The sequence below is a fragment of the Streptococcus sp. IsoGale021 genome (assembly GCF_031142795.1).
Taxonomy (GTDB): domain Bacteria; phylum Bacillota; class Bacilli; order Lactobacillales; family Streptococcaceae; genus Streptococcus; species Streptococcus hominis.
On the sequence record NZ_JAKZJH010000010.1, the window covers coordinates 1 to 26,379 of the forward strand.

A 26,379-nucleotide genomic window follows, 5' to 3' on the forward strand; every position below is an offset into this window, starting at 1 on the left:
AAATAAAACCACAAAGGTATAAAGCCTCTTGAAAACAAAAAAGTCTGAGACACTAGTATCTCAGACATAAACTACTCTCATAATAAACGAGTAGCAAAATGATTGGACAACAAACTTAAAATTGAAAATTTCAAGTTCTGTCTAACTCTACTTACTTTCTTGTTGAACGGCGCTCAATAAGACCATGAGCTAATACCACTTCACGTTCTTCCAGCTCTTCCTTGTGCATAATCTTAGTCAGCATGCGCATACTAATTGCACCAAGGTCATACAAAGGTTGACCAATAGTTGTCAAATTTGGACGAGTGAAGCGTGCTACCTGCGAATCATCGCTAGTGATGATTTCAAAATCTTCTGGTACATTTACACCCTTGTCTGATAAACCATTTAACAGCCCAGCCGCCAGCTCATCACCAGTCACAAAAGCTGCTGTGGCTTTGGAAGTAATGACCCGTTCTGCTAATTGATAACCATCATCATAGCTGTATTTTGACTCAAAAACCAATCCTTCACTATAAGTAAGTTTGGCTTTCTTCAAAGCTTCTTTGTAGCCAGCTAAACGAATCTTACCATTGATGTCATCCACCAAAGGTCCGCTTACAAAAGCAATTTTTTGATTATTTTTTGTAAGACGTTCAACTGCATCCATGGTCGCTTGCTTATAGTCAATATTCACACTTGGTAATTGATGCTCCACATCAACCGTGCCTGCAAGCACAACTGGCGTCCGCGAACGAGAAAACTCGGAGCGAATCTTTTCTGTCAAATGATAGCCCATAAAAATGATACCATCTACTTGTTTTGAGAACAGAGTATTGACAACAGAAACTTCCTTGTTATCATCTTCATCACTATTTGCTAAAACAATATTGTATTTATACATCTCTGCAATGTCGTCAATCCCTTTTGCAAGCGTTGCAAAATAACTGCTTGTAATATTTGGAATGACAACTCCAACAGTCGTCGTCTTTTTGCTAGCTAAGCCACGCGCTACCGCATTTGGTCGGTAATCCAAGCGGTCAATCACTTCCAAGACTTTTTTTCTTGTATTTTCCTTTACATTTTTATTTCCATTTACCACACGGCTAACGGTTGCCATTGAAACTCCCGCTTCACGCGCGACATCATAAATGGTTACTGTATCGTCTGTGTTCATGCTTCTTCCTTTCTATATTGAAAATACCGTTTTCACATTCCTACCAAACTCATTTTATCACTTATTGGAAACACTTTCAAGCATTTTGATAACTTTTTGAAAAATCTTGTTTTTTAGGCAAATTTTTAGCAATTTTACCAATGATTTTACAAGAAAAATGTACCCAATCTGTAAAATTTCTGAAGTGAAAAAAAGTTCTTACTGTCCTCTTGATTTTTACCTATTTTTTTGCAAAAATAGAGGGGTAGAAAGAAGGTACTAGAATGACTAAAATAAATCAAATTATTTCTTATCTGGAAACAGAAAAAGCAGATGTTGCCGTGGTTTCTGATCCTGTTACAATCAATTATTTAACAGGATTTTATAGCGACCCTCACGAACGTCAGATGTTTCTTTTTATTTTCACAAATCATGAACCACTACTCTTTGTGCCTGCTCTTGAAGTAGAACGTGCTAGTGCGATTGTCAATTTTAAAGTTGTGGGTTATGTTGACTCTGAGAATCCTTGGAAAAAAATCAAAGCAGCCTTACCAGCGGACAGCGCCCGCAAAGTTGCTGTTGAGTTTGATAACTTGATTTTGACCAAATACAATGGATTGCGGACCGTTTTTGAACAAGCTGAATTTACAAACTTAACCCCATGTATCAATCGTATGCGCCTCATCAAATCGGCCGATGAAATCAAGAAAATGTTTGTCGCAGGAGAATACGCAGATAAAGCTGTTAAGATTGGTTTTGATACTATCTCTCTCGATAAAACAGAAACAGATATTATTGCTCAAATTGACTTTGGTATCAAACAACTCGGATATGAGATGAGCTTTGAAACTATGGTTTTAACAGGTGATAATGCTGCTAATCCGCATGGCATTCCTGGTGCAAACAAAGTCGAAAACAATGCCCTGCTTCTATTTGACCTTGGCTGTATGGTCAATAGTTATGCCAGCGATATGACACGGACAGTTGCTGTTGGAAAACCAGATCAGTTTAAAAAAGACATTTACAATCTAACGCTTGAAGCTCAACGGGCAGCTCTTGACTTCATCAAGCCCGGAGTAACAGCTCATGAAGTAGACCGCGCAGCACGCGAAGTCATCGAAAAAGCCGGTTATGGTGAATATTTCAATCATCGTCTGGGACATGGTATCGGTATGAGCGTACATGAATTTCCATCTATCATGGAAGGAAATGATATGGTTATCGAAGAAGGTATGTGCTTCTCTGTTGAGCCTGGTATCTATATTCCTGGAAAAGTTGGCGTTCGTATTGAAGACTGCGGGTATGTCACAAAAGAAGGCTTTGAAGTCTTTACAAGTACAAGTAAAGATCTGCTCTATTTTGATTAAAAACTAAAAAAGCTAAAATAGTTGATTTAAGGACTGAAGCCTGTATTGGATTTAGTCCTTTTTATTTTGAACTCTAACTTTGTTGTAATCATCGAATTAACTAATTAACTCGTTTAGTAATTAAATCTGTTTTTAAATCTATAAAGCATCTTAACTTTTAACATACCAAAGAAAATTTTATTGTTCTTGATGCCAATTTCTTTTCATGTCATAAAAAGATGAAGAATTCTTTTCGACAAAAAATAATGACAAAATCAATTTTACATATTGTTATATTCTATTCATAACTCATTTCATAAGAAAAAACTCCATAGTTGAATTTTTAGCCAACTATAGAGATTTGTAGAGCTACTTATTATAGCTTTTTACTCACTATGTACTTTAAAAAAATCTTTTGACAAATAGCCCTTACCCGCCACCATATCATATTGAACAAGTTTCAGGTCTTCTGCAATTTGCCGCCCCTCCTCATCCAAATCTTTTTTATCAACACTTGCTTTGTGTAAAACTTCTGTTAATAAAGCATAATAAGGTGACACTTTTGAATTGGTTTGTTCTAATAATAGAGCTGTGAAGTCACTTGAATTTACAATCGGATAGTCCAATTTAGGCGTCTCATAATTACTCCACACAAAATAGTCGGTCAAATATTGGCTATCTGGATTATTTTTGAAAGCCGACTGTGGATAAAGCCCTGGTAAATGATCTCCATAAAAAACAACTGTAATTTTTTTATTTATTTTTGAAAGTTGATCAAGAAAATCCTTTGTGGCCACGTCTGTGTGGTATAACATCCTCACATAGTTGGATAAAGTTTGGTTATCTGCATCTGAAAAAACAGTATAGTCGGCAGAGATATTCACGGGATTCGGCTCTGTCCAAGGCATATGATTTTGCATCGTCATAACCGAAAAGAATTGATTTTGATTTTCCTTCAAATTATTTAAAATCTGGTTATATGTTGTTTTATCACTATAATTCCCACCAATCTGATCACCTTTTAGTCCCTTAGTCCCATAATGAATAAATTTATTAAACCCTAAGTCATTGTAAATAATATTTCTGGAATAATTGCTTGGTGAAGCTAAGTGAATAACGGTACGGTTCTTACGGCTATAAAAATCACTAATTGATGGAAACTTGTTCATTCCCGGCACTACTTCTGTGTAGATGACTGAAATAGAAGGAGAAAGATTATAGAAAGGAAGCCCCGTTAATGTCTGAAATTCCATATTGGCAGTACCACCACCATATCCATCTGATTTCATTAAACCACTTGTTGATTTGTTTTTGATTTCTTGAATATTTGGAATTGGATTTTCTGACATAGTAACTCCTTCTACACGGGCAGGATCAGAAAAGCTTTCACTCAAAAGATAAATAACCGTTTGATTTTCAATTTTTTCCGTTCTGGATTGATTGTAGTTAGCCGCGATACGTTTATATTTATTTTCCAAATTCTTAATGATTTCCTTGGAATATTTTTTCGGTTGAGTCATAGTCGTATCTGACATCTGTGAAAACCACACAAAAGATACAGAGCGCATCTGTGAATTGACAGTGTTTCCAAACCAAGTTAAATCATGATAATTATTTAAAATGGACATTACTGGAATATTATCAGCAATTTTCCCATCCTTTTTAGAAGAGAACACTTGTAAAATACCAAAGAAAAAGACAGTTGGTAATACAAGCAAAATCATTCGATATTTTATATTTGGAACTGTTTTGTTTGGTAAAATCTTTTTTCTCAAAGACCAATAAAGAGAGGCTATTAGTAAAAAAATTAACAAAATATAAATAATATAATTTCCACCAATAAAATCAAGCAATGTTTTTGGATTTCGCAACCAAACGATATCACTTGGCAAAATGGGTTCTTGACGATATTGAAATTTTAAAGCACTAGCAATGGAACTTCCTATTCCCACTACTAAAATTAGTATAGTTGGTAAGAGGAAACTATTAAAAACTGCATATAGCCAAATGAAAGTTATAAAAAAGATACTAATTTGAAAGAGACTAGCCCCTGCAAATAAACGTAAATCTAAAACTGATATATCTGCTCGAATACTATTTTGGATTGTGTAGTTGAATACTACAGCAAATATTGCACTAAATAAAGTAGCAACCGAAAAACTATTTTTATTCTCACTAAGATCTTTCATTCCTTGGACTACTAAAAGACTTAATACAGAGCCAAACACAAATATTAAAAATACTAGACTAGTGAGAGAAAATACGAACAGTTCATTGATTTGGAGCTTTTTTTCATAAAATCTACTCAAAAATTCTGTTTTTGTTAATACACTTAAAAATTTATTATCAGAAAACACAAGGGATAATAACAATTGTGATAAAAGAAGATTCTCCATTCCACTTGAATCACTTTTATCAATGTGTAATCCTTTAAATAAAGATAGTTTATCCAACTTTGGAATTGTTTTATAAAGAACAACCATGATAGATATCACTAATAAAACTGGTAAAAAATACAGTTGTAAAAAATGATTTTGAAAAATTTTTTCAAATTTAAATGAAGGATTATTGACATTTCTAGTCACCTCAAGTAAATAAGAAAAAATAGTGTATAAACCATATATAATAACATACCATGTTGTAAGCTTTTTATATGATAAGTTAGAAATTAGGAAACTGATACCAAATAAGAAAAAGGTAGATAATAGAATCTCAATCCATAAAAAAGGATAAGTAGTTAAATCAACATGACTATTCAATGCCATACTAAGATTAACAATGGACACATCAAGCATTAAAAAGCTAATTAGAATAAAACTAATTTGCTCATAATTTTTTCGTAAAAATTTCATCATACTTCCTTACCAAAGAATCTTGCAAGTCGTTTTGTAAAACTTTTTTTGTGTATTAACTGTTCTTGCTGTTTCATTAACTGATAATCCAGTCTTTGCAAGTCTAAAAGAGATGGAAAAGACTGTGATAAAGGGATAATTTGAAAATCATAACTCTTGTCCCAAGCTACATAAACAAGTAAATTTTCTAAAATAGTTGATTGCTCTTGAAGAGAATAGCTACTGAAGGTTTTGAAACTAGTTTTAAATAGGGATTCTACAGCCTCATACTTAAACCACATCCACCCACCGTAAACTCTTGTCAGAGTTACTGCATCAGTAAACTTAAAAGATTTTCGACAGGACAATAATTTCCATAGTTTTTCCATATCCTCTTTAAGAGGTTTCTGATAAAATAAACCATTTCTAACCACACTCGGAAGATCAGGTATAACAAGCCCTAAATTAGAACAATGTTCCAAAGCATTGATACTATAGTTCATATTCTCAGTTATCATGTTAACTAAATCATCCCGCATCCATTGGTCTAAACCAGCTACTTCAGGAATCAAAGTATGAGTAGACAAATGTCCAATATATTTGTATGTTTTTAATCTTTCCGCTTGAGCAAACATAGCTAATAATGGATGTTGCTCTTGAGTCAACCGTATCTGATTCTTAATAGAAGAGTCTTTTAAATAAGAATTCAAATACTCAAATATTTTTATATCAGACGTTGTCATCAAATACTCAAATTGAGGAAATTGAACAACTATTTTATTCATCCACTGTTCAAATATTGATAAATTTGTAACATGAATATGCAATACAACATCTTTATGTGCCGAAGTAACTTCATTGTGCTGAGCAAGAATTTTTCCTTGTAAAAGATAGGGAGCATCTGGGGAAAAATATTCAAACATATGCATTTTAATCAAAGAGATGGGATAAGACGACTCTCTTTTAATTATCTCCAAAAGAGAACTAGCTAAAAAGGGATTGCCATCAATAGCTTTTACTTTTAAAAAAGGAACTTTTTTTTCAAGAATAGTTTGTGGCTTATAATAGGAAAAATCAGGATGCAACAACTCTCCTACTTCTTCTTTACAAGTATCATAAAAAGCTTGATAGTTAAAACCTTTCTTTTGAAAATAAGCTGTAAACTGCGTTTCATATTGATTTATAACACTTTGAACATCTGTAAAATCTTTTATTTGCGACCAAAATTTTTGGAAAACTTCTGATTTTAACATGGATTGTTTAAACGATACAAAATAACTTTGTAAATGCTCTTTAAAATATTTTGTTTTACGGAAATTGGTCATTCCCCAAAAATCAACTGCTTTATTTTTTTCAGCATCTTCATAGATTTTTCGCAAATCCCATAATGGTCCAAAACAAGTATCATTCATAATAGTTAGTGAATCATAGTCTTTTATTTTGTCAAAACCAATGTATTGCATTCCATCACGCCAAGCTGCAAAGTCAAAACCTATATTGTTCCGTTCAATCACTATCTCAATATCCAATTCTTTTTGCAGTTTCGTTTTATCATCTTTTTTTAATGGGCTATTTGAAATAAAGATAATTGTAGAAAATAAAGGTTTTAATTGTGTTAATTGATAAAATATATGGTTACTCACTTGATTTAATTTATTAAAATGAGTATAAAGTAGCATTCGTTCCATAGAATCACCCTGCTCTATTGTGAAATTTTCCAAGTTCCATTTCGCTGAATCAAACCTGTTGCAGAATCTTTAGCCGATACATCATCATCCGCTATGTCTTTACGGTTAACCAAAATAATGGGAGTATTCTTGGAATCCGCAAAAGCAACGATTTGATCATGCTGATCCCGAACAGAAACTTGCAATTTAAGCTTGATATCATTAACTTCAGCAAGAGAACATGTATACAAAAATTTCTTTTCACCCATCCCTTCTGTCATATCATCAAAAGAATTATCGTTGTAAATCCAAATATTTCGATCAATATCAGTCAAGGAAAAAGCGATATAAGTTGGAATAGCCTGATTAACTTGATAAGAAATTTCAAATTTGATTTCTTGATGAGGCGTAATCTGTGCAGGACTCAAAAGATTGACTTTTAACTCAGAAACTGCTTCATGTTCTGCAGTAAAATCATCGTTCAAAGCTTTTTTTTGGCTCGCATTATCTAGGCTATATTGATTAGCAACATCATCAGGCGCGCCAACTACTTTGATGAGACCATCTTCTATTAAAACAGCTTTATTGCAATATTTTTTTACTGCATTCATATCATGTGTTACTAGAATTGTTGTTTTTCCAGACTTTTTGCGTTCCATAAAGTAATCGTTACACTTACGTTGAAAAGCTTCATCTCCAACAGCTAACACTTCGTCAAGGATGAGAATATCTCCCTGAGCTTTGATAGCAACTGAAAATGCTAAACGAACTTGCATACCGCTGGAATAATTTTTTAGCTTTTGATTCATAAATTCACTTAATTCTGCAAATTCAACAATTTCTTCATACATAGCATCTACTTCTTCAGTAGAAAATCCAAGCATAGCACCATTCATATAGACATTTTCCCTACCAGTCAGTTCAGGATTGAAGCCTACTCCCAGCTCAATGAAAGAAACTAGTTTTCCATCAATAGTGACAGTTCCTTTCTCAGGAACATAAATCTCTGAAATGATTTTAAGAAGTGTTGACTTACCAGAACCGTTTCGGCCAACAATTCCAAAGAAATCACCCTTTTCAACCTCAAAGGAGATGTCTTTTAATACATGTTGTTCTTTGTAACCTTTAATTCCTTTAAATCGATTGACCAAGCTAGTTCTTAAACTTTGAGTCGCCTCGGTTGGTAAACGAAAAAATTTACTTACATGATCAATTTTTACTGCAATATCATTCGACATTATAAAATCTCCGCAAATCTCTTAGCATTCTTATTAAAAATATACAGTCCAAATCCAAAAATCAAAACGGGCAATAGATAAGGAAAAGATGCAAGCAAGCGATTGTTAATCAAATCCCAGCCTCTCATGCTTCCTGAAAAAACAATATAGTGACGCAAATCTTGAATAATTTGTGCCAAAGGATTAAGCATCATCACTTTAGCGATGGTTATTTGTCCGCGCTGAAGAATAAATGTTAAAGAATAAATAATAGGTGTAGCATACATACCAGCTTGTAAGACAACTTCCCAAATTGGTCCAATGTCACGATACTTAACAAATAAAGCCGACAAAAGCAATGCAACTCCTGTAGCTAGTAAAATCAATTCAATAAATAAAGGAATAATAACCAGCCACCCCACATTAATAGAGACGCCATTAATCAGAGCAAATACAAAGACTACTAAAATATTTATTGCATAGTTAATAGCTGCACCGGCAATGGCTGAAAAAACGATAATTGATTTAGAGAAATTTAATTTTCTCAGCAAATCTCCACGTGAAACAATCGATAGCATTCCCATATTGGTAGCTTCTGTAAAGAAACTCCAAGTTACCATCCCTAGCAACAATCCTACTGCATAATGGGGAGTTCCATCGTCAAATTTCAAAAATCGAACAAATACTAAATACATAATTGTAAATAGCATAAAAGGTTTCAAAATGGACCATAAATGCCCAATCAAACTTCCTTGATACCGTAATTTAAAATCCGTTTTAATCATCTCGCGTAAGAGAATCATATTTTTTCGACTAAATAAGTCCATCATTACTCCTTATAAGCAAATTTTGTGAGAATCAAAGTGGTGAAGACAAAAGTATGGAAGGCACGATTCTTTCGATAGCCGTATTTTTTAAGACGACGCAAACGCTCCGTAAAAGAAACTTCCATGATTGTCACAAAATTTTCAATCAGTTCTTTATTTTGAGCAGTTAGAGACAAGGCCAATAAATTCCTTGCTTGTTCTTGGCTATCTTGAATCAATTTCCAATACTTGGCAAAAAGAATATGTGGGCGAATCCAATTTTGCATCCTTTTTCTGAGGGTTCTTGCACCTAAAACATTATTGGAATGTTGTCGATACAGTTCACTTGGTTGATCTATATAGACTAAGTGACCAAATGCTGCTGCTAACAAAGCTAAATACCAGTCATGCATGAGAAGGTCATGAACTTCTTGACCTGTCCATAAGTCAGCCAGAGCTTGGTTAATCATCGAAACGCCGCCTGTAACAGTATTTTCTGTTAATTCTTGAAGCAGTTCCGTGTTTGCATGGTCAGACTGTGTACGAATCATACTTTCATGTACAACATTTAACTCTTGATTTACAACTTTTAAATCCGTATACACCAGTAAAGGTTGACTGTCATCGTGTTTAAGCGCTTCTTTTAGCTGCATTTCTACTTTCTTCGGCAACCAGACATCATCCTGGTCGCTAAAAAAGTAAACATCTGATGTTTGATATTTCAAAAGATAAAAGAAACTTTTGATAACACCAAGATTTTCGACACTATCAGGATTGACAAAATGAATGCGATTATCTTTTTGACAAAAATCTTGAATAATCTCACGCGTCTTGTCTTTAGAACCGTCATCTCGAATCAACAGTTGCCAGTCTGTATAGGTCTGCTGCCGAATACTTTCAATCTGTTCTGCTAAAAACCGTTCACCATTGTAGGTGGACATGAGAATGGTCACTTTCATGATAAAAATAATTCCTCGTATTCACCCACAATTTTTTCCCAAGTGTAGTGTTCTTCCATGTTTTCTTTGGCAGCTTGACCTAGATCTGAAAAGTCGGACTGTTTATCTACCTGATGAATTAAATCAACTAGGCTGTCTTCTTTCTTATCCCAGTAAAGAGCTGTTTCTTTTGCCACTTGTCGATTAAAGTCCACACCCAGCACTAAATTCAAATCTGTCTGAGCTAGCGCCTCCAGCAGTCCAGGATTGGTGCCGCCGACCTCATGACCGTGAATATAAGCAAACGCTTGATTGCGAATATACTTCAATAATTCTTGATCATAAACAGTACCGACAAACTTAATCCGCTCATCTTGGTCAAAATTTGTTTTTTGTCGTAGTTCTTCAAAATAAGCATTACCTTGATGATTGCAGACAATCAGCAAGTCTCGTTGCGTCTGTGACTTCATAAACTCACGAATGATGATTTCATAGTTATTTTCTGGAACAAAACGCCCAACAATCAAATAATAATCTTTTTTTTTACTTGCCCATGTATCAAAAAAGTGTCGGACTTTTTCATCCTGAGCAGTTAAAGATGACAAACACAAATCGGTTCCATAAGCAATAAAGGTCATTTTAGCCCATGGATAAGCTTTCTGGATATAGCTTTCAATTCCTTGATTGTCCGAAATCACCAAATCGGCATGCTTGGTCATCACTTTCTCAGAATATTTGAGGTACTTTTGAACGAGCTTAGACCACTTGGCACGTTTCCACTCAAGTCCATCAGGATTGATATAAAAGAGACCACCAGCATGGTGAATTTTTCGAGCAAAAGGTGCGATAAAAGCTCCGATTGTATTTCCTAGAATATAGAAAATAGGACGCTCAATCTGTTGTTGCTTGACTAATGTAAGTGCGTAGTTGATTGCCATCATATCATAAGCAATAACGCGAGCTGGGCCAAGTTTTGGTGCTTTAATCGTAAAACAATCTACGCCTTTGTAATCAAAATGATGATAGACTTCATCATCTGATAAACAAGCTACATGGTATTGGATTTGAAGAGATACACGGTTCTCGACTAATTTCTCAACAAAGGTTTCAAATCCACCATATTTAGCAGGAAGTCCACGACTTCCGATGATGAATATATGTTTCATGATTTCCCTCAATTCAAGATTTTGCAATCTAATCTATTATATCACTTTATTGGCGGTTTGTGCTAGAAAGAAACAGTAAATGCCATTTCATTTATCATTTACTGTTTTTCAAAAATATCTATTATTTTATTCTTCTTATAATTTTTTTTAATAGAGATGTACTTTTATTCTCAGATACTTTTGTGAATTCAAATAGACTATTAAAATAATACAATATTTTCTTATTTATTACTTTATCTTTTGCTATTGCACTTAACAACTCCTCATAGTTATTTTCAACTCGATAAATATCTTGAATTCTCTCTCTTTGTTTTACAACAAAATCTTTTTGCTGTGAGAAAGTTTTTATAGAATCTTGCAAAGCACTCGTCAACTGTCCAATATTCCCTAGTTGGTAAATGGTACCGACTTCAAATAAATTATAGGCTGTCATATATCCTTGATTATCAGATATAATCGTTGGAATTCCATTTAAAATGGCCTCTATGTAAACTAAACCAAAAGTTTCAATCTTGGAAGTGAAGACACAGATATCTTCTGATGTCAACTCTTCCCAAGGATTATCTTTGTGTCCTAAAAACAAAATATTTGTTAATCGGTGCTTTTGGATATAATCATCACATTTCTTTTTATAAGTTTCATCCCAACCACCAATAAATACAAGCTCATAATCCGAAGCATTCTCTAAGTTTTGATAAGCTTGAATCAGTTCTAACTGATTTTTATTATCATTTACTCGGCCAACAGAAACAAACCTTTTCTTGTTTCCTAGTTTTAACTTTATTGATACGACTTCATTATATGGAATAAATGATTTAACTTCACGTTGAGGCAAGAAAGAAGATATTGATTTTTGAAGGTTACCTGTGACAGTGAATATCTCATCTGCTAAAGAGTCTATGACACCAATTTTTTCTTTATAGTAGCCAAATTCTCCATTAGGAAATTCATGAATCAGCCAAAAATGCGGAATATTCTCACAAGCAGCGGCTATTGCTCCTTGAAACATATTAACTGTATTCGTAATGACTAATTCAATTTGTTTGTCTGTAATGATTTTCCTAAGTGCAGCAATATTTTCCTGATAGGATATAACTCTTTCGTTATGAGTTCCTGGTAAACCACCTGGTGCATCTTCCCACCACCACTTAACAGATGGCAAAGCTAGTGTTTCGATACCTTTTTTAGCAAGTTTTGCTATATAATCCTGCTGAACTGACACATGGTAGTCGGGAATAGCGTTGATGACGGTATGGCCCGTTTGCACTAGATATTCCATCAAATGAACAATTGATATTTCTGCACCATTGTCTAGTGTTCCCGTTGGGGAAATGAATAATATAGTTTTTTTCATAGCTTATCCTAATAAATTCCAATAAAATGGTACCATTAAATACAGAGAAATCAGGAAGTTGACAATCAAGGTACCAACCATTAGTCTATTAACTTTTTCTTCTTTTATCTCCAATACACCAAGATTTGCGACTGTTGGTAGTAGCAAAATGAGAAAAGGCGTGAAATAGCGGCCTTGAGCCCCTACTGACACTGGTGCATTTTTACCAAGGACAATCGGTGTCCACTGTAAATACATAATAGAGATAACAGCAATAACCTGCACTACAAAAAGATAACAAGATATAACAGTGTAGCTCCGACTCATAAAATCCTTTTGGGATTGCAAGAAAATGATGATAAGTACTGCAACATCAATAAAAATTAACCAAAGCGGTAATTGGATAGTGAAATTTCCCAAGAATCCAAATATCCCAATTGTCAAAATTGTATTCAAATCACCATTTAGACGCTGTTTAAAGAGAGTATTAAGCAAAATCCTACCGTAATGCATTAATCCGCCTTGATTGCGAAAAGCCAGATGAAGTGCTAAGAAAAACGCAATAAATCCCAATATATAGAAAACATAGCGATAACGATCAACAAAATTTTTTGTTGCTAAAAAACCTCTATTTAGAGCTGATAAAAAACCTTCAAATTCAAAATCAATAAACGGCAATAGTCCCAGCAAAAGTAAATTATTAGGCTTGGTTATAAAGAGTCCAATTGAAATAAAGAACAATTCAAGCAAATTCTTATTTGTAAATTTCTTTTTATAAGCAATATTAGTGAAAAAGCCAATTACCAGCATAATCTCTAAGTAGTTCATCACATCATAAGACAGTGAAGCAGCTTGCTGAACCATAATAGGCAAAAGGGAAATAAAAAGCAGAGCTTTCTTACCATATTTAAAATACTTAATAAGAAAGTAAATTCCTATAATGTAAGCCAAAGCATTAAAAAGACGTCCCATCATGACAATTACACCAACAGAGGGATAAAGGAAACTTCCAAGAGTCATTCCAATTAACTGAGGAAGAAAAGAGAGGGATTTTAGATTGAATCTAAAAGAAAATGTTTCTTTTGATAAAGCAATTTTTTTAGTAAATAATTGTTTGTAGTCCTTAGGAGAAACATCTGGTGTAGCAGGAATCTTCTCCATCCATTTATAAGTTTCGGATGTGGGCTTATGAAAAACTTCCCAAGTCATCCGAGCATGATTACTTTCATCAGGTACACGATTGATTGGCTGGACAATCATAAACGTCAGGATAAAAATACTTGCTAATATCAAGAAGATTGTTTCAACTTTTATTGTTTTTATTCTTTTCAAAATATGTCACCATTTCATCTTTGTTATCTAAACTGCAATTTTCTAAAACAAAATGATAGGCATTTTCTGCCAATCTCTGCCGCAGTTCAGCTGAAAAAATCAAGCTGTCCAGCTTCTCTTTCCATTCATCCTCTTTGGCTAAAAGCCCCGTCTGACCATCTATCACCATATCTGCAAAAGCACCTATATCACTAGCAATTGTAGGAACTTTAACCATTGCTGCTTCTAACCATTTGATTTCAGATTTAGCACGGTTGAAAATTGAATCTACCAGAGGTGCCAAATTAATGTCTACCTGACTAATCAACTGTGGTAAAGTCTTCCAATCAACATAATCATGAACAATAATCTGTTGCTCATAAACTTTCATATCTGTCGGAATATCTAGATGTCCTACAATATGAAGTTCGATAAACGGATACGCTTCTAGCAGCTTTTTAAGAGCCGGCTTTATCAATTCAAAGTTCTCGTTATGACTAATTGACCCTGAGAAATAGCCAATCTTAACTTGTTGGCTTTGCTGATTGTAATCCTTGATAAAACATGAGCTAACTTCCATCAATTCACTCGAAGCTAAATTTCTATTTAACAAAACTGTATCCTGATACTTGAGTAATTCTTCTTTCAGTTGATTAGTTGAAGTAATGGCTCCATCACAAGCCGCCAACATCTTTCCATAGTTTCTGACCCCAGCATCATAGTTGCTTTTATCCTTTTCGGACAAGCCTTGTGTATAGCTCAGCTGATCCGTATAAATTGTATCAAATACTAAGTCATCAATATCAAAATATACTGGTTTGTTTTCGCTCTTAGCCAAATCGCATAGAAGTTGCAATTGGATAGACCAAGGAGCGCGATAAATAATGATATGACTAGCATATTGAGCTTGCGAAACCTGAAACTCAGAGGCATTTACTACCTTAACAGCAAAACCGTTTTTTCTAAGCTGTTCAGCCTTATTCAAAACACGATAGCGGGTACATTGCGGAATAATATTCTCCACTCCGTCAATAATTAAGATATATTGATCACGTGGTATATCTTTGAATTTTTGAATAATGTTTTCAAGAATACGGATAGGATAATCCGTATTCTCTTGAATATAGTCTAACAAATCCGGTATTTCAGATTCTCTTTCCAATCCTTGCCATAAAAATTGCTGGTCATCGTAGTTGCGCAAAGCAGTGTATTTAATTAGTGGACTGCCTGCTTCTAACATTCTCAAGGGATGAATATACATAGCAGAATCTCTATTTTCATGAACTAGCGCATCATAACGATAGCCTAAGTCTGCAAAATACTTTGTAAAAATAGTTTCATGTTTACCAATGGCTTCATCACGTGAGTCTGTATCTGTCAGCTGTTCCCAGTAGTCATAGAAAGCATTTGAATGTAATAACAGCGGCTCGATAACAAGAAAATACGACTGCAAATGTTCAGGAATATATCCATACTTATTAAATCCTGTAATATCTTCTTGAGTTTCTCCGTAAGAAATGCCCCAGAAATCAAGATTTTTTTCAATCATAGTTTGAAAGACTGCTGTTAAATCTCTCATTGGACCAATATTAGTATCATTCACTAGCATTAACTGAGAATATTGTTGCAACTTATCCTTTCCAAGAGACAAAATTCCCTCACGAAAAGCTGCTGTATCATAGCCAATATTATCTCTTGTTAACACTTGACCATATTTCTCTAAAATTTTTATATCTTCTGCAAGCACCCCCCCATTCACTACAATCAAAGTCTCATCAGCTAAAACCGCTAATTTCTCTAAAAAGAGGATTTTATATTGCTGTAAACGTCTTTCAGATTCAAAAATAACATAAATGAGCACTTTTCCCCCATTTAAATTTGCAATTTGCTTACGTTGAGAATTGCGCAATAGTTGATAATAATATGTCTTAGGAGATTTTGCTTTTCTTTTCAGTCGAATTAGCTGCTGTTTCATCAGACTAAGAACACCTTTTATGTTTCTAGGGTTCCGAATAATCTGCCCCATATATTTTAGAGGTGTAATCATTGCATTTCCTAAACGATAGGAAATAGAACGGCGAATTTCAAACTGCTCTTCAATCGCTTCATCTCTCTGATATTTAATCTTTTTCACATTTATTTTCAAAGTTTTGATAGTTTCTTTTGAAGTGCTTAATTCTCCTTTTAATTCAGAAACATAGTCAGCTACCTTGGCAGTATGCTGGATTAAATCATCTAGCCGTCCTTCTAAAGTAAAGATATTGTCGCTCAGAGCCTGATAAACTTCCTGAGGTATTTTATCTAGATATTTTTTTAAAACATAAAGATAAACATCAAAATAATACTTGGTAGAATTTCTCTGAGACATGGAGCTTTCAAGAACTCGATAATTTAATTTCGTATCTTGAACATAGATTGGAACAGCTTGTCTGTTGATAATTAAATTAAGCCAAAACTCATAATCCTCTAGCTTCTTATAGTTGAGTTCCACATCATAAACTACCCCTTTAACTATTTCTGTTCGAACCAAGGAACAACTATCGATATAACTCCTCTCCAAAAAAGAGGATAAATCAAAGGGCTGTCCCTTTAAATATATTTTTTCTCTTTCTGGGTCATATAAATCGCTATAGGCGATGTCCGCGCCTGCTTGACAGAGCTTTTGATGGCATTTCTCAATATAAGCTTCATCTAAAAAGTTATCACTATCCACAAAAAGAAAAAATTCTCCATTAATCAGACCTAAGCCTTTATTGCGGGTCATGACCAAACCCATATTCTCATGGCTTTTAAATTGTGTTGGAAAAGGAGAATCTCTCAGAGTTTCTTGGATAATCTGAGCAGACTTATCTGTAGAGCCATCATTTAAAACAAAAAGTTCAATATTTCTGTAGCTCTGCTTAAAAATACTGCGCAAGCATTGCTCAATATAGTCTTCATGGTTGTAGCATGTCACAACGACAGATATTAAATCTTTCATACACTTTCCTTATCATATCAAGTCTAGTCATTAGAATTAGAATCTTGACTTTTTATATAGGCACGATTAATCAGCTTGGCTATCCATTTAGGCCAAAAGAGCTGATACATATATAAATCTTCTTTGGTTCGAGTATTGTCTGAAATGGTTTTGGTCGTCTCTGACTCCTCATGAATCCGGTGACACATAAGTTTTTCAGAGATAAAAGCAAATCGTCCCTTATATTCACTAATCTTATACCAGGCATACCAATCTAGACTGACCCGCATCTTTTCATCAAAGCGAAACTCCTTGATCCGAGCCAGATTATAGGTAACAGCTGGGCATGAGATAGGATTTCCTAAAGCTAATACTCGATTTCTCCAAAAATGGCTAGCTGGCATTATATTCAATACTTTGAGCATAAATGTCTTGATTTTTAGATTTTTATTAGCTAAAATTTTGACACCATTTTTTTCTTCAAAGTAATCTGTATAAGCAATTAAAACATCTTTAGATTGCTCTATTTTTTGCAGCACAGCTTCTAGGTAAGTTGGCTCATAATAGTCATCTTGATGAGCAATGGTCGCAAACTGCGTATCAACAAAAGAGAGGGCATTATTCCAATCTTTCCCAATCCCTCCTCCTTCTTTAGTATAAAAAGGAAGGTCATATTTTTGGCAAAGTAGCTTGATAGACTCAAGAGGGGTTGAACTATAACAGATAATCTTTGATTTTACTGTTTGAGCTTTCAGAGATAAAATACAGGCTTCCAAAAACTCACTTTCACCATAAGCGCAAATGACCCAAGTATGGTTATTTTTCATCTTTTTCGCTTTCTAATTCAGAAATTTTTTGCTTTGTAATTGATAATTCTTGCACCAACTGCTTGATTTGCTCCTTTTGTTTAGAAATAGCAATTGTATGAAAAAATACGATAATCAACAAGAAAAAAACTGCCAGAGAAAGCAAAAAATTTGAGGTCAATTCAAAACCTAAAAGTTGAGCAAAATAAACTGGAATGAAATCAAAAATTGAAATAATAATCAATACAAAACCAATCACAATCCACATAAAAGCTTGCTCAAACAATATGTTATTCCTATTGATATTTCTAAACACAAAATATAAAAATAAAATAGAAGCAACCAGCATAGCAATAGACAAAATAGACATTATTCACTCTCTTTCATAAAAGCAGCAATCAAAATAGATGAACAAACTTCAATCATATACCGAATTGATTTGATAGGCGTTATGGAAGAAACTCCACCAGAACGCTCAAACATATTTGCCGGAGCTTCTACTACTCTATATTTTCGTTTTAAAATATGAACGATAGACTCTGGTTCTGGATATTTAATAGGATAGCGCATCGCAAACTGTCGAATAATCTTATGATTGCCCAAGCGATAACCAGATGTGGTATCTAAAATTCTTTTTCCAGTTGTACATTTAATAAAAGCAGAAATAATCGTAATACCAAATCGACGCATAAAAGTCGTCTGAAATTCTGATGCTTTATTTCCAACAAAACGTGACCCAATTACTAAATCCGCTTCATTCTTACAAATAGGCTCCAATAAAGATGCCAAAGAACTGATATCGTGCTGTCCATCCCCGTCAAACTGAACTGCAACATCATAGCCATGCTCTAAAGCATACTTATAACCTGTCTGAACGGCTCCACCAATTCCAAGATTCATCACAAGATGAACTGCATTCAGCCCATTTTCATCAAGAATCTCTTTGGTGTGATCTGTCGAACCGTCGTTTATGACGACATAATCCAATTCAAAATCAACTTTTTTCCGATATTCGACAATGCTTAAAACGGTATTTAAAATACTTTCCTCTTCATTATAAGCAGGAATAATCATTAAAACTTTCAATTACGTTTTCTTTCCTTTACAGTAGATTTTTGAAAATAGTGGCATCAGTCTCAAAGATTCTAAGCTTCTAAAAAGCAAGATGAATATAATTATCTGAAATCTCTCACCATGAACCTTATTAGACAGAGGTGATAGATTAGAATCCACTTGCTCTTGTCCAATCCATTCTTTTATTATTCTATACTGATTCATAAACTCAGAACTTGATGCAGAACGGCCTGAAAACAACAAATACCAAATATAATAACGTTTAATAAAGTACCTCAAATAAATCGAATCACCAGCGACTTCTTTCAATTGTGATAAAAAGTAAACTATATCAATCTTAGGATTAAATCCTCTTTGAGACGTATTTGAAATGCTAGACTCATTAAAAAACCAATTATAACCATTATAATCAATAATTTTGATTTTATCTGTTTTATTATAGGCATTTAAACTAAAGACAACATCTTCACCGATTGGATAGTCAAAAAATTGAATTTGATTTTCTTTCAAGAAAGATGTTCGATAAATGCGAGCCCAAGGAGCTACCACAATATATTTCGACCAATCTGTGTCAATCAAATCTTGTTGAAAAATAATTTTATATTCTTGGTTAACACGTCTATAACCACCAAGTACAATGTCCATTTCGTCTTTGGAGATGGATTCATAAAATACTTGCAGATAATCACTGTTTACATAATCATCATTATCAATAAAAACAATATAATCCCCTTTAGCTAAGAGAATCCCTCTATTTCTTGTTTTTGCCACACCTTCATTTTCCTTATCAATCACTCGAACGAATGGATAATGATTGGCATAGGTTTGAAGCACATTTAAAGAATTATCAGTCGATCCGTCATTCAATAATATGATTTCAAAATTCTTAAAAGTTTGTTCTAAAAGCGAATCTAGGCATTTTCTAATGCCTTTTTCCGCATTATAAACGGGAATAATAACTGAAACTGCTAGATTATTAGACATTTATACTTCCCTTACTTTCATTCACTTAATTAACTCTTTTTGTAATATCCTATCAAACGTGGAAAAAGTTTGATTGATATGCTAAGTCCCATAATCTTCGTAAAAATACCAACCCATTTGAATGTCCTATTGTTTATTTTTTTAGAAAATTTTAATAGATATTGATATTTTTTCAGTAAACTTCCAATATCTTTATTGTGAAGATACTGATTAACAAAAGGCAATATTGAAATATAAGATATTGTGAAATAAACCTCAAGTGCAGTCTTAAGTTTTTGATTATATGTTTCAATACCTTTTAATCCAATGTCAATACTTTTTAAAATATCATAGACATTCTTCTCTTTCACTATATTAGTAATACTCCCATCTCGGTTTTGTCTATACATGTAATTATCCGAATTAAGAATAGAAAAACTACCTGCCATTTTCAAAAGATTTGCACAATAAAGACAATCTTCTGATAAAAACCCTACAGGGAAGCCCAATCCTTGATTAAATAACTCTTTCTTTACACACTTATTCCACGCAGGAGCAGTCAAAACTTCTTTTGATACTAAATCCAAGACATGATCACTGAAAAGTCCAAAAGAAGGAACAGTTTCAAAACCAACCTGAATGATATCATCTATACTATAGAATTTATTATACGAAAAGATTACTATATCGCTCTTGTTTTGTTCAATATTATCACTCAACTTTTTGAGAAAATGATTGTCACTCCAAAAGTCATCACCGTCAACAAACAACAAGTAGTCTCCCACAGCATTTTGAATACCTGTATTTCTAGCTGCAGACAGGCCTCCATTCTTTTGATGAATAACTCTAACAACATCATATTTATCAGATAAAGCATCACTGAGTGGGCCCGTAGCCTCATCCGTTGAACCGTCATTAATAATTAATACCTCAAACTGCGACATAGGGAAATTTTGCTTTGCTAAGCTTTCAACACATTCATTTAAATAGTTTGCCACATTATAAGCCGCAACTATAATTGAAAATTTCATCATTTGTTTTTCTTTCTAAACCATGTATAGGGATTTGTTACAAAATATATAATCAAGGATACACTTAGCCACGCTACCATTGAAAAAAGAAATGATAAAGCGGCCCCAAAAACCTCGTAGTTCATAACCAACGGTCTTGCAGTCAACACAGATACTAGATATCCCGTTAAAAAAGAGATAGTCAAATAATGTTGTTTACGAAAAACAGTTAGAATATTATCACACACTGTAGAAAAAGTACTTGCTACCCCTCCAAATAACAAAATCAAAAAACTAGAATGATAATGCTTTAAGTCAGTACCATAAACAATATCTAAAATAGGTATCGCTAAAAATGTTCCTAATAAAAAGATAGATACACTCGTTAACCATAACGTTTTAAACAGATTGTTTTTATAAGTTATAAAATGACTTATTTTCTTTTCTTCTCGAAAAATTGCAAGCTGGGTAATCATTGGCCTCAAGAATACAATCATAAGATTCATGGAAAATATCGGGGTGAAGAGAACACTGAAATCCCTTTGCACACCTGCTCCAATAAAGCCTTTATTAAAGATATCATTCAAAGCATATTTAGGCTGATTATAAATAGAAACCAGTAAAAAGGCGTTGATAAAAAGCGGAAAACAATCTTTTAAAATACTAAAAATATCTTTTACATTTACTTTAAAAAAATTAATTTTATGAAATGCTTTTGATTGTGGGTAATCAAATAATCCGATACAGAAAAAAGCAATAATTATTTGAATAATCACCGATAATAGTAGATTTCTTGAAATAATCAAACTTATAAAGAATCCAAGGGTTGATAGACTATTTCTGATAAATAAGGACTTACCTGCAATATCAAGTCGTTCTCTTTGTTGAAACAATCCCTGAAAGACATCCGACAATGCTTCACTAACGCGAAAGAAAGATACTCCAAAAATAATATCCATATTGTTATGTATTGAAGGGGTTACGATAATATAGCCGATAAGAATTAGTACCATCAAAATATTAGATAAAATTCTTGTTACAAGATAAGCATCAAAAGAATACTTTTCTTGAATATCAGTCGCTTGAAAATCTCTCACCTGAAAACTAGCAACAATTACTAATAAATTGGCAATCGCATAAGCGAAACTGTATAAATCAGCTGATTCACTTGACAATACACGAGTAACAACAACTAAAAGAATGACCGAAACGACAGCTGATGACAGGCTGCCAAATATATTCCAAAAGAATACTTTTTGATGGGTTGTTTCTTTCAAATTCTAACTCTCTCCCACATTATAGTTTCTTAATTATACCATTTTCTAGGAGATTTGTGTATAAGGAAAAACAATCAATCGATTACCTCTATTTTTGAATTCTATAATCTCTGTTACGAATAAATTAGATGAAGGTACTCGTATGTAAGTTGAAGTATCTAGCCCCCAATTCTCCACATTACTCCAGAAAAATAGCTATTACTAAAACTTATCCTATCCAAATGACTCACCTGATTTAGTAGAAAATTACCTAAAAACTGATTGGAAGGATTCATATAACAAGCATCGCAAAATAGTTAACTATCCCGGTATAAAATGTTACTTGGAAATTCAAAAAGTTTCAATTAACCTACTTCTCTGATTTAACCTTGATTATTGAGTAGGGAGTTGCTCAGTTTTAAGAAAACCAGAATGAGCTTTGTTTCACAAGATTTCTTCTGGAAAACTCTTATCCATCCTTGACGTTAGAACATCAAATAACACTTCATACGTTATCTCAAAAAGTAAAATATAAAATTAAAGTCATTACCACAAATTTTAACTTCATATCTTCATTACTCTAAAGATCAAAAAAAGAGAAGATGAAAATAATCCTCTCCAAAAATCGGCTAACACCAATTACTACAATTGATAAAAATATGCTATTTCTTTCCTTGCCTATAAAATTCTTGCAAAGCATCTTGCCAAGTTGGGATGACAAAGCCGGTTGCCTTAGCTTTAGCTAGACTCATGGTAGAGTTGAGTGGTCGCTTCGCTTTCGCTGGAAACTTACTAGAGTCTACTGGCAAAACTTCGACATCTGTATCTTTTAAGATTTCCACTGCAAAGTCATACCAAGTCGTATCTTCTGTGGCATCATTTGACAAATGATAATAGCCAAATTCTTTTTGGTTTTCTGCTAAGTACGTCATAAATTCAGCCAACGTACGTGTCCAAGTTGGACGACCGTGTTGGTCATTCACAACAGTCAGGGTTTTATGTGTTTTCGCTAAATTCTGCATAGTGAAAACAAAGTTCTTTCCATAATTTCCAAAGACCCAAGCTGTGCGGATAATGTAGAAACGGCTAGAATATTTCTCAACCAATTCCTCTCCCATGCGCTTTGTGCGACCATATTCTGTCTGAGGGTCTGGTTGATCATCTACTTCCCATTCCTGCCCAACTGGCTTATCTCCAGCAAAAACATAGTCTGTAGAAATGTAAACAAGTGTTGCACCATGCTTTTCTGCTGCTTTAGCAACATTTTCAGTTCCTGTGACATTGATTGCATAATCCAGTTCTTTACCTTCATCTTCTGCTGCGTCCACAGCTGTATAGGCAGCACAGTGGTAGACAAGACTTGGCTTCACTTCGGAAAAGACCTTCTCAACCATTTCGGCATTTGTAATATCCATTTCTGCCACGTCAACTGCCACATACTCTTCGTTGCGTTCATCTAAAAGATAACGAAGTTCTGTCCCAAGCTGTCCGTTAGCTCCTGTAATTAAAATCATTTGAAATTCCTTTCTGAATAATAAACATTCAATAAATTCATTATATCAAAAAAAGCAGAAAAAATCTGCTTTCTACTCGCTCTTCTCTTTAATCACGTAAATTGGTCTTTTTTTGGTTTCCATGAAAATTTTCCCAATGTATTTACCAAGAATGCCAATTGTCAACAACTGAAAACCACCTAGAAAAAGAATAATCGACACCATAGAAGGCCAGCCAGATGTTGGATCGCCAAAAATCAACGTACGAACAATGACAATCATGATAAGGAAGAATGCCAATAAACAGGCAGCAACACCTCCCAAAAAAGCTATTGTCAAAGGGGCATCTGAAAAGTTGATAATCCCTTCTAAAGAATAATTCAATAATTGCCAGAAACTCCAACTGGTTTTTCCTGCAACTCGTTCTACATTTTTATATTCTAAATACTCTGTCTCAAAACCAACCCATGCAAATATCCCTTTAGAAAAACGATTGTACTCAGAAACTTCTAAAATGGCATCTACCATTTGCCTGCGCATGAGACGGAAATCACGCGCACCGTCCACCATTTCAACTTGACTAATTTTATTGATTAATTTATAAAACATCCTAGCAAAAAAACTACGGATCAGAGATTCCCCATCACGCGTTGTCCGTCGTGTCCCTACACAATCCAAATCTGGATTCTTCTCCAGCATAGATTTCATTGTGAGTAAAAGTCCCGGAGGATCTTGCAAATCCGCATCCATGACAGTCACTAAATCACCAGTTGCATGTTTGAGACCTGCATACAGAGCTGCTTCTTTTCCAAAATTTCTCGAAAAAGAAAGATAGTGAACATTTTTATCTGCTTGATTTAAGTCGCGTAGAACTTGTAAAGTTCTATCTTTTGAACCATCATTGACAAAGATGTATTCAAAATTATCATCTATTTGTGATTTAATTTTTTCCATTTCCGCATAAAATAGTGGAATCGTCTCTTCTTCATAATAACAAGGAATAATTACTGATATTGTCATTCTTCTCCCTTTCTGTTAGAAATAGCTCTAATTCACAATAATCCCATTATACTATATCCACGCGGCATTTTCTACTATTTCCATAAAAGAATCAAGAAATTTACTATAAAGACAAACCAAAATCACTCATCATGCAAACGAGTGATTTTGTGCTAATGTCAAGAAAAGCTCTGCATAATTCTCTAAAAAGAGTTCCTCTGCACTATAAATTATCTGAGATTTGACAGGCAGAAAACCATTCTGAGATAAGTTTTCTTCCAATTCATCAAGATGAAAGCCATGATGATTTACGTCTGTTTTAACAAAATCTGCAATAAAAAGCTGTCCGTCCTCTACAAGATGATTTCTAAACATCGCTAGAGTCTTCTCAACATTTGGCATATGATGAAGAACACGACTAACCACGATGATGTCAAATAATTGGTTTAATGGGGTTATCAACAAATCCTGCTGCAACAAATAAACATTATCAATGGCTTGCTTTTCCACTTTTAGGCGAGCTTGCTCAAGCATTTTATCTGAAATATCAACAAGCGTGACTGACTTGGATTGAGTTGCCAATGGCAGGCTCACCAATCCTGTACCACCGCCAAAATCTAAAATGCACTTGTCAGAGAAATCTACAATTTGTTTCTCCACTTCTTGGCGAATAAGATTGGCAATAAATATATTTTTTGGAGAATCGAATGATTCTGCTTTATGATTAAAATGATGTTCCATATTTTTAGTTTAACACAAAGAACATTATTCCACCAGAAAAATGCTTAACTGGTTTTCTAATTTTTTAGTAAATTTACTTTCAAGTCATCATGCAAAAACTTCAGAACAGCGAGTTCTGGTCAACTTCCACAAGGTTGATTAGATACTTCTTACAAGCTTGAATAGAAAATACCTCGCAAGCATTATTCGCAACTTCAACGCAATGTTTTGAGCAATCAACTACTGTGCATCAAGCTTATTTCTATGCAAAAAGCGAGGCTGAGAAACTACTATCCCAGTCTCGTCTACTATTTGACATATTTTTTATTTAGTCATCAAATCCATTTGGGTGTTTGCTTTGCCAATGCCAAGCATCTTGGCACATGCGTGTAATATCAAATTGTGCTTCCCAGCCTAACTCCTCTTTTGCTTTTGTAGAGTCGGCATAACAAGTGGCAATGTCACCAGGACGGCGGTCAACAATCTTATAAGGGATTGGTTTGCCGACTGCTTTTTCCATATTTTGGATAATTTCTAAAACAGAATATCCTTTGCCGGTACCAAGGTTATAGATATTTAGACCAGCAGTTCCTTCAATCTTTTGCAGAGCAGCCACATGTCCTTTTGCCAAATCCACCACGTGAATATAGTCACGAACACCAGTACCGTCAACTGTTGGATAATCATTACCAAATACTTGCACTTCTTTTAATTTTCCAACAGCAACCTGCGTCACATATGGCAAGAGATTATTTGGAATGCCATTTGGATTTTCACCCAAATCACCACTTTCATGAGCACCAATTGGATTAAAATACCGAAGCAAGACAACATTCCAGCTTGAATCAGCTTTATAAATATCTGTCAGCATTTCTTCAATCATCAGTTTTGTACGTCCGTAAGGATTGGTGACTGACAGAGGAAAATCTTCTAAAATCGGAACGGTATGAGGGTCTCCATAGACAGTTGCAGAAGAGCTGAAAATGATATTTTTGCAATTGACTTCTTCCATAACACGTAGCAATGTCAATGTTCCTGTAATGTTGTTTTCGTAATAAGTCAGTGGAATTTGTGTTGATTCACCAACTGCCTTCAACGCCGCAAAATGAATCACACTTGTTGGTTGTTCTGTTTTAAAGATTTCAAGTAAGGCTTTCTTATCACGAATGTCCACTTGATAAAATGGAATTTTTTGACCAACAATTCGTTCTACAACTTCTACACTTTTTTTGCTGCTGTTCACTAAATTATCAACAATAACAACTTCGTGTCCAGCATTGACTAACTCAATAACGGTATGCGTTCCGATAAATCCGGCTCCACCTGTTACTAAAATTTTATGTTTCATG

21 protein-coding genes are annotated in these 26,379 nt (G+C 34.1%); 1 reads left to right on the forward strand and 20 read right to left on the reverse strand.

Translation table 11 applies throughout. The annotated features are described in order from the left end of the window. Positions 1–151: 151 nt before the first annotated feature. Complete coding sequence (gene ccpA, locus RG565_RS07605; protein WP_247937346.1) at positions 152–1,156, reverse strand: catabolite control protein A; 1,005 nt, start codon at positions 1,154–1,156, stop codon at positions 152–154. 263 nt (positions 1,157–1,419) lie between these two features. On the opposite strand from ccpA, the gene RG565_RS07610 reads away from it, so the two are divergent. Further along, complete coding sequence (locus RG565_RS07610; RefSeq protein WP_195322792.1) at positions 1,420–2,502, forward strand: Xaa-Pro peptidase family protein; 1,083 nt, start codon at positions 1,420–1,422, stop codon at positions 2,500–2,502. Between the two features lie 365 nt (positions 2,503–2,867). On the opposite strand, the gene RG565_RS07615 is transcribed toward RG565_RS07610, so the two are convergent. The 19 genes from RG565_RS07615 to galE all read right to left on the reverse strand — a co-directional run bounded on the left by RG565_RS07615 (position 2,868) and on the right by galE (position 26,378). Then, a complete protein-coding gene (locus RG565_RS07615) occupies positions 2,868–5,333 on the reverse strand; it encodes an LTA synthase family protein (RefSeq protein ID WP_247937349.1) in 2,466 nt (821 codons plus the stop codon). Next, entirely contained in the window at positions 5,333–7,000 is a 1,668-nt protein-coding gene (locus tag RG565_RS07620; RefSeq protein WP_268732179.1) for a rhamnan synthesis F family protein, read from the reverse strand. The genes RG565_RS07615 and RG565_RS07620 overlap by 1 nt, the downstream gene beginning before the upstream one ends. Before the next feature lie 14 nt (positions 7,001–7,014). Beyond that, positions 7,015–8,217, reverse strand: coding sequence for an ABC transporter ATP-binding protein (locus RG565_RS07625; protein WP_126466664.1), 1,203 nt, complete (start codon positions 8,215–8,217; stop codon positions 7,015–7,017). Then, on the reverse strand, positions 8,217–9,023 hold the full coding sequence (locus RG565_RS07630) for an ABC transporter permease (RefSeq protein ID WP_247937348.1): 807 nt from the start codon (positions 9,021–9,023) through the stop codon (positions 8,217–8,219). Before RG565_RS07630 ends, RG565_RS07625 begins: the two co-directional genes overlap by 1 nt. A gap of 2 nt (positions 9,024–9,025) precedes the next feature. After that, complete coding sequence (locus RG565_RS07635; RefSeq protein WP_268732178.1) at positions 9,026–9,961, reverse strand: glycosyltransferase family 2 protein; 936 nt, start codon at positions 9,959–9,961, stop codon at positions 9,026–9,028. After that, positions 9,958–11,106 (reverse strand): beta 1-4 rhamnosyltransferase Cps2T, encoded by a 1,149-nt coding sequence (cps2T, locus tag RG565_RS07640; protein ID WP_247937344.1) that lies wholly within the window; start codon positions 11,104–11,106, stop codon positions 9,958–9,960. The genes RG565_RS07635 and cps2T overlap by 4 nt, the downstream gene beginning before the upstream one ends. Positions 11,107–11,227: 121 nt before the next feature. Next, entirely contained in the window at positions 11,228–12,460 is a 1,233-nt protein-coding gene (locus tag RG565_RS07645; protein ID WP_247937343.1) for a glycosyltransferase family 4 protein, read from the reverse strand. Positions 12,461–12,463: 3 nt separating this feature from the next. Then, a complete protein-coding gene (locus tag RG565_RS07650) occupies positions 12,464–13,771 on the reverse strand; it encodes a DUF2142 domain-containing protein (protein ID WP_247937342.1) in 1,308 nt (435 codons plus the stop codon). Further along, positions 13,743–16,730 (reverse strand): rhamnan synthesis F family protein, encoded by a 2,988-nt coding sequence (locus RG565_RS07655; protein ID WP_247937341.1) that lies wholly within the window; start codon positions 16,728–16,730, stop codon positions 13,743–13,745. The genes RG565_RS07650 and RG565_RS07655 overlap by 29 nt, the downstream gene beginning before the upstream one ends. 23 nt (positions 16,731–16,753) lie before the next feature. Next, a complete protein-coding gene (locus tag RG565_RS07660; protein WP_247937340.1) occupies positions 16,754–17,536 on the reverse strand; it encodes a glycosyltransferase family 2 protein in 783 nt (260 codons plus the stop codon). Next, a complete protein-coding gene (locus RG565_RS07665; RefSeq protein WP_048800168.1) occupies positions 17,526–17,885 on the reverse strand; it encodes a DUF2304 domain-containing protein in 360 nt (119 codons plus the stop codon). Before RG565_RS07665 ends, RG565_RS07660 begins: the two co-directional genes overlap by 11 nt. Continuing rightward, positions 17,885–18,601 carry a glycosyltransferase family 2 protein gene (locus tag RG565_RS07670; RefSeq protein WP_247937339.1) on the reverse strand — a complete coding sequence of 239 codons (717 nt, stop codon included), beginning with the start codon at positions 18,599–18,601 and terminating at the stop codon, positions 17,885–17,887. The genes RG565_RS07665 and RG565_RS07670 overlap by 1 nt, the downstream gene beginning before the upstream one ends. Beyond that, complete coding sequence (locus RG565_RS07675) at positions 18,602–19,573, reverse strand: glycosyltransferase (protein ID WP_247937338.1); 972 nt, start codon at positions 19,571–19,573, stop codon at positions 18,602–18,604. A 29-nt stretch (positions 19,574–19,602) separates the two neighbouring features. Next, positions 19,603–20,583 (reverse strand): glycosyltransferase family A protein, encoded by a 981-nt coding sequence (locus tag RG565_RS07680; RefSeq protein ID WP_247937347.1) that lies wholly within the window; start codon positions 20,581–20,583, stop codon positions 19,603–19,605. Then, a complete protein-coding gene (locus tag RG565_RS07685) occupies positions 20,583–21,839 on the reverse strand; it encodes a lipopolysaccharide biosynthesis protein (protein ID WP_247937337.1) in 1,257 nt (418 codons plus the stop codon). Before RG565_RS07685 ends, RG565_RS07680 begins: the two co-directional genes overlap by 1 nt. 641 nt (positions 21,840–22,480) lie before the next feature. Next, a complete protein-coding gene (gene rfbD / locus RG565_RS07690; RefSeq protein WP_247937336.1) occupies positions 22,481–23,332 on the reverse strand; it encodes a dTDP-4-dehydrorhamnose reductase in 852 nt (283 codons plus the stop codon). Positions 23,333–23,404: 72 nt separating this feature from the next. Next, on the reverse strand, positions 23,405–24,331 hold the full coding sequence (locus tag RG565_RS07695) for a glycosyltransferase family 2 protein (protein WP_247937335.1): 927 nt from the start codon (positions 24,329–24,331) through the stop codon (positions 23,405–23,407). A gap of 129 nt (positions 24,332–24,460) precedes the next feature. After that, positions 24,461–25,051 (reverse strand): class I SAM-dependent methyltransferase, encoded by a 591-nt coding sequence (locus RG565_RS07700; protein ID WP_247937334.1) that lies wholly within the window; start codon positions 25,049–25,051, stop codon positions 24,461–24,463. 307 nt (positions 25,052–25,358) lie between these two features. Beyond that, on the reverse strand, positions 25,359–26,378 hold the full coding sequence (galE, locus tag RG565_RS07705; protein ID WP_247937333.1) for a UDP-glucose 4-epimerase GalE: 1,020 nt from the start codon (positions 26,376–26,378) through the stop codon (positions 25,359–25,361). Position 26,379: the final 1 nt, after the last annotated feature.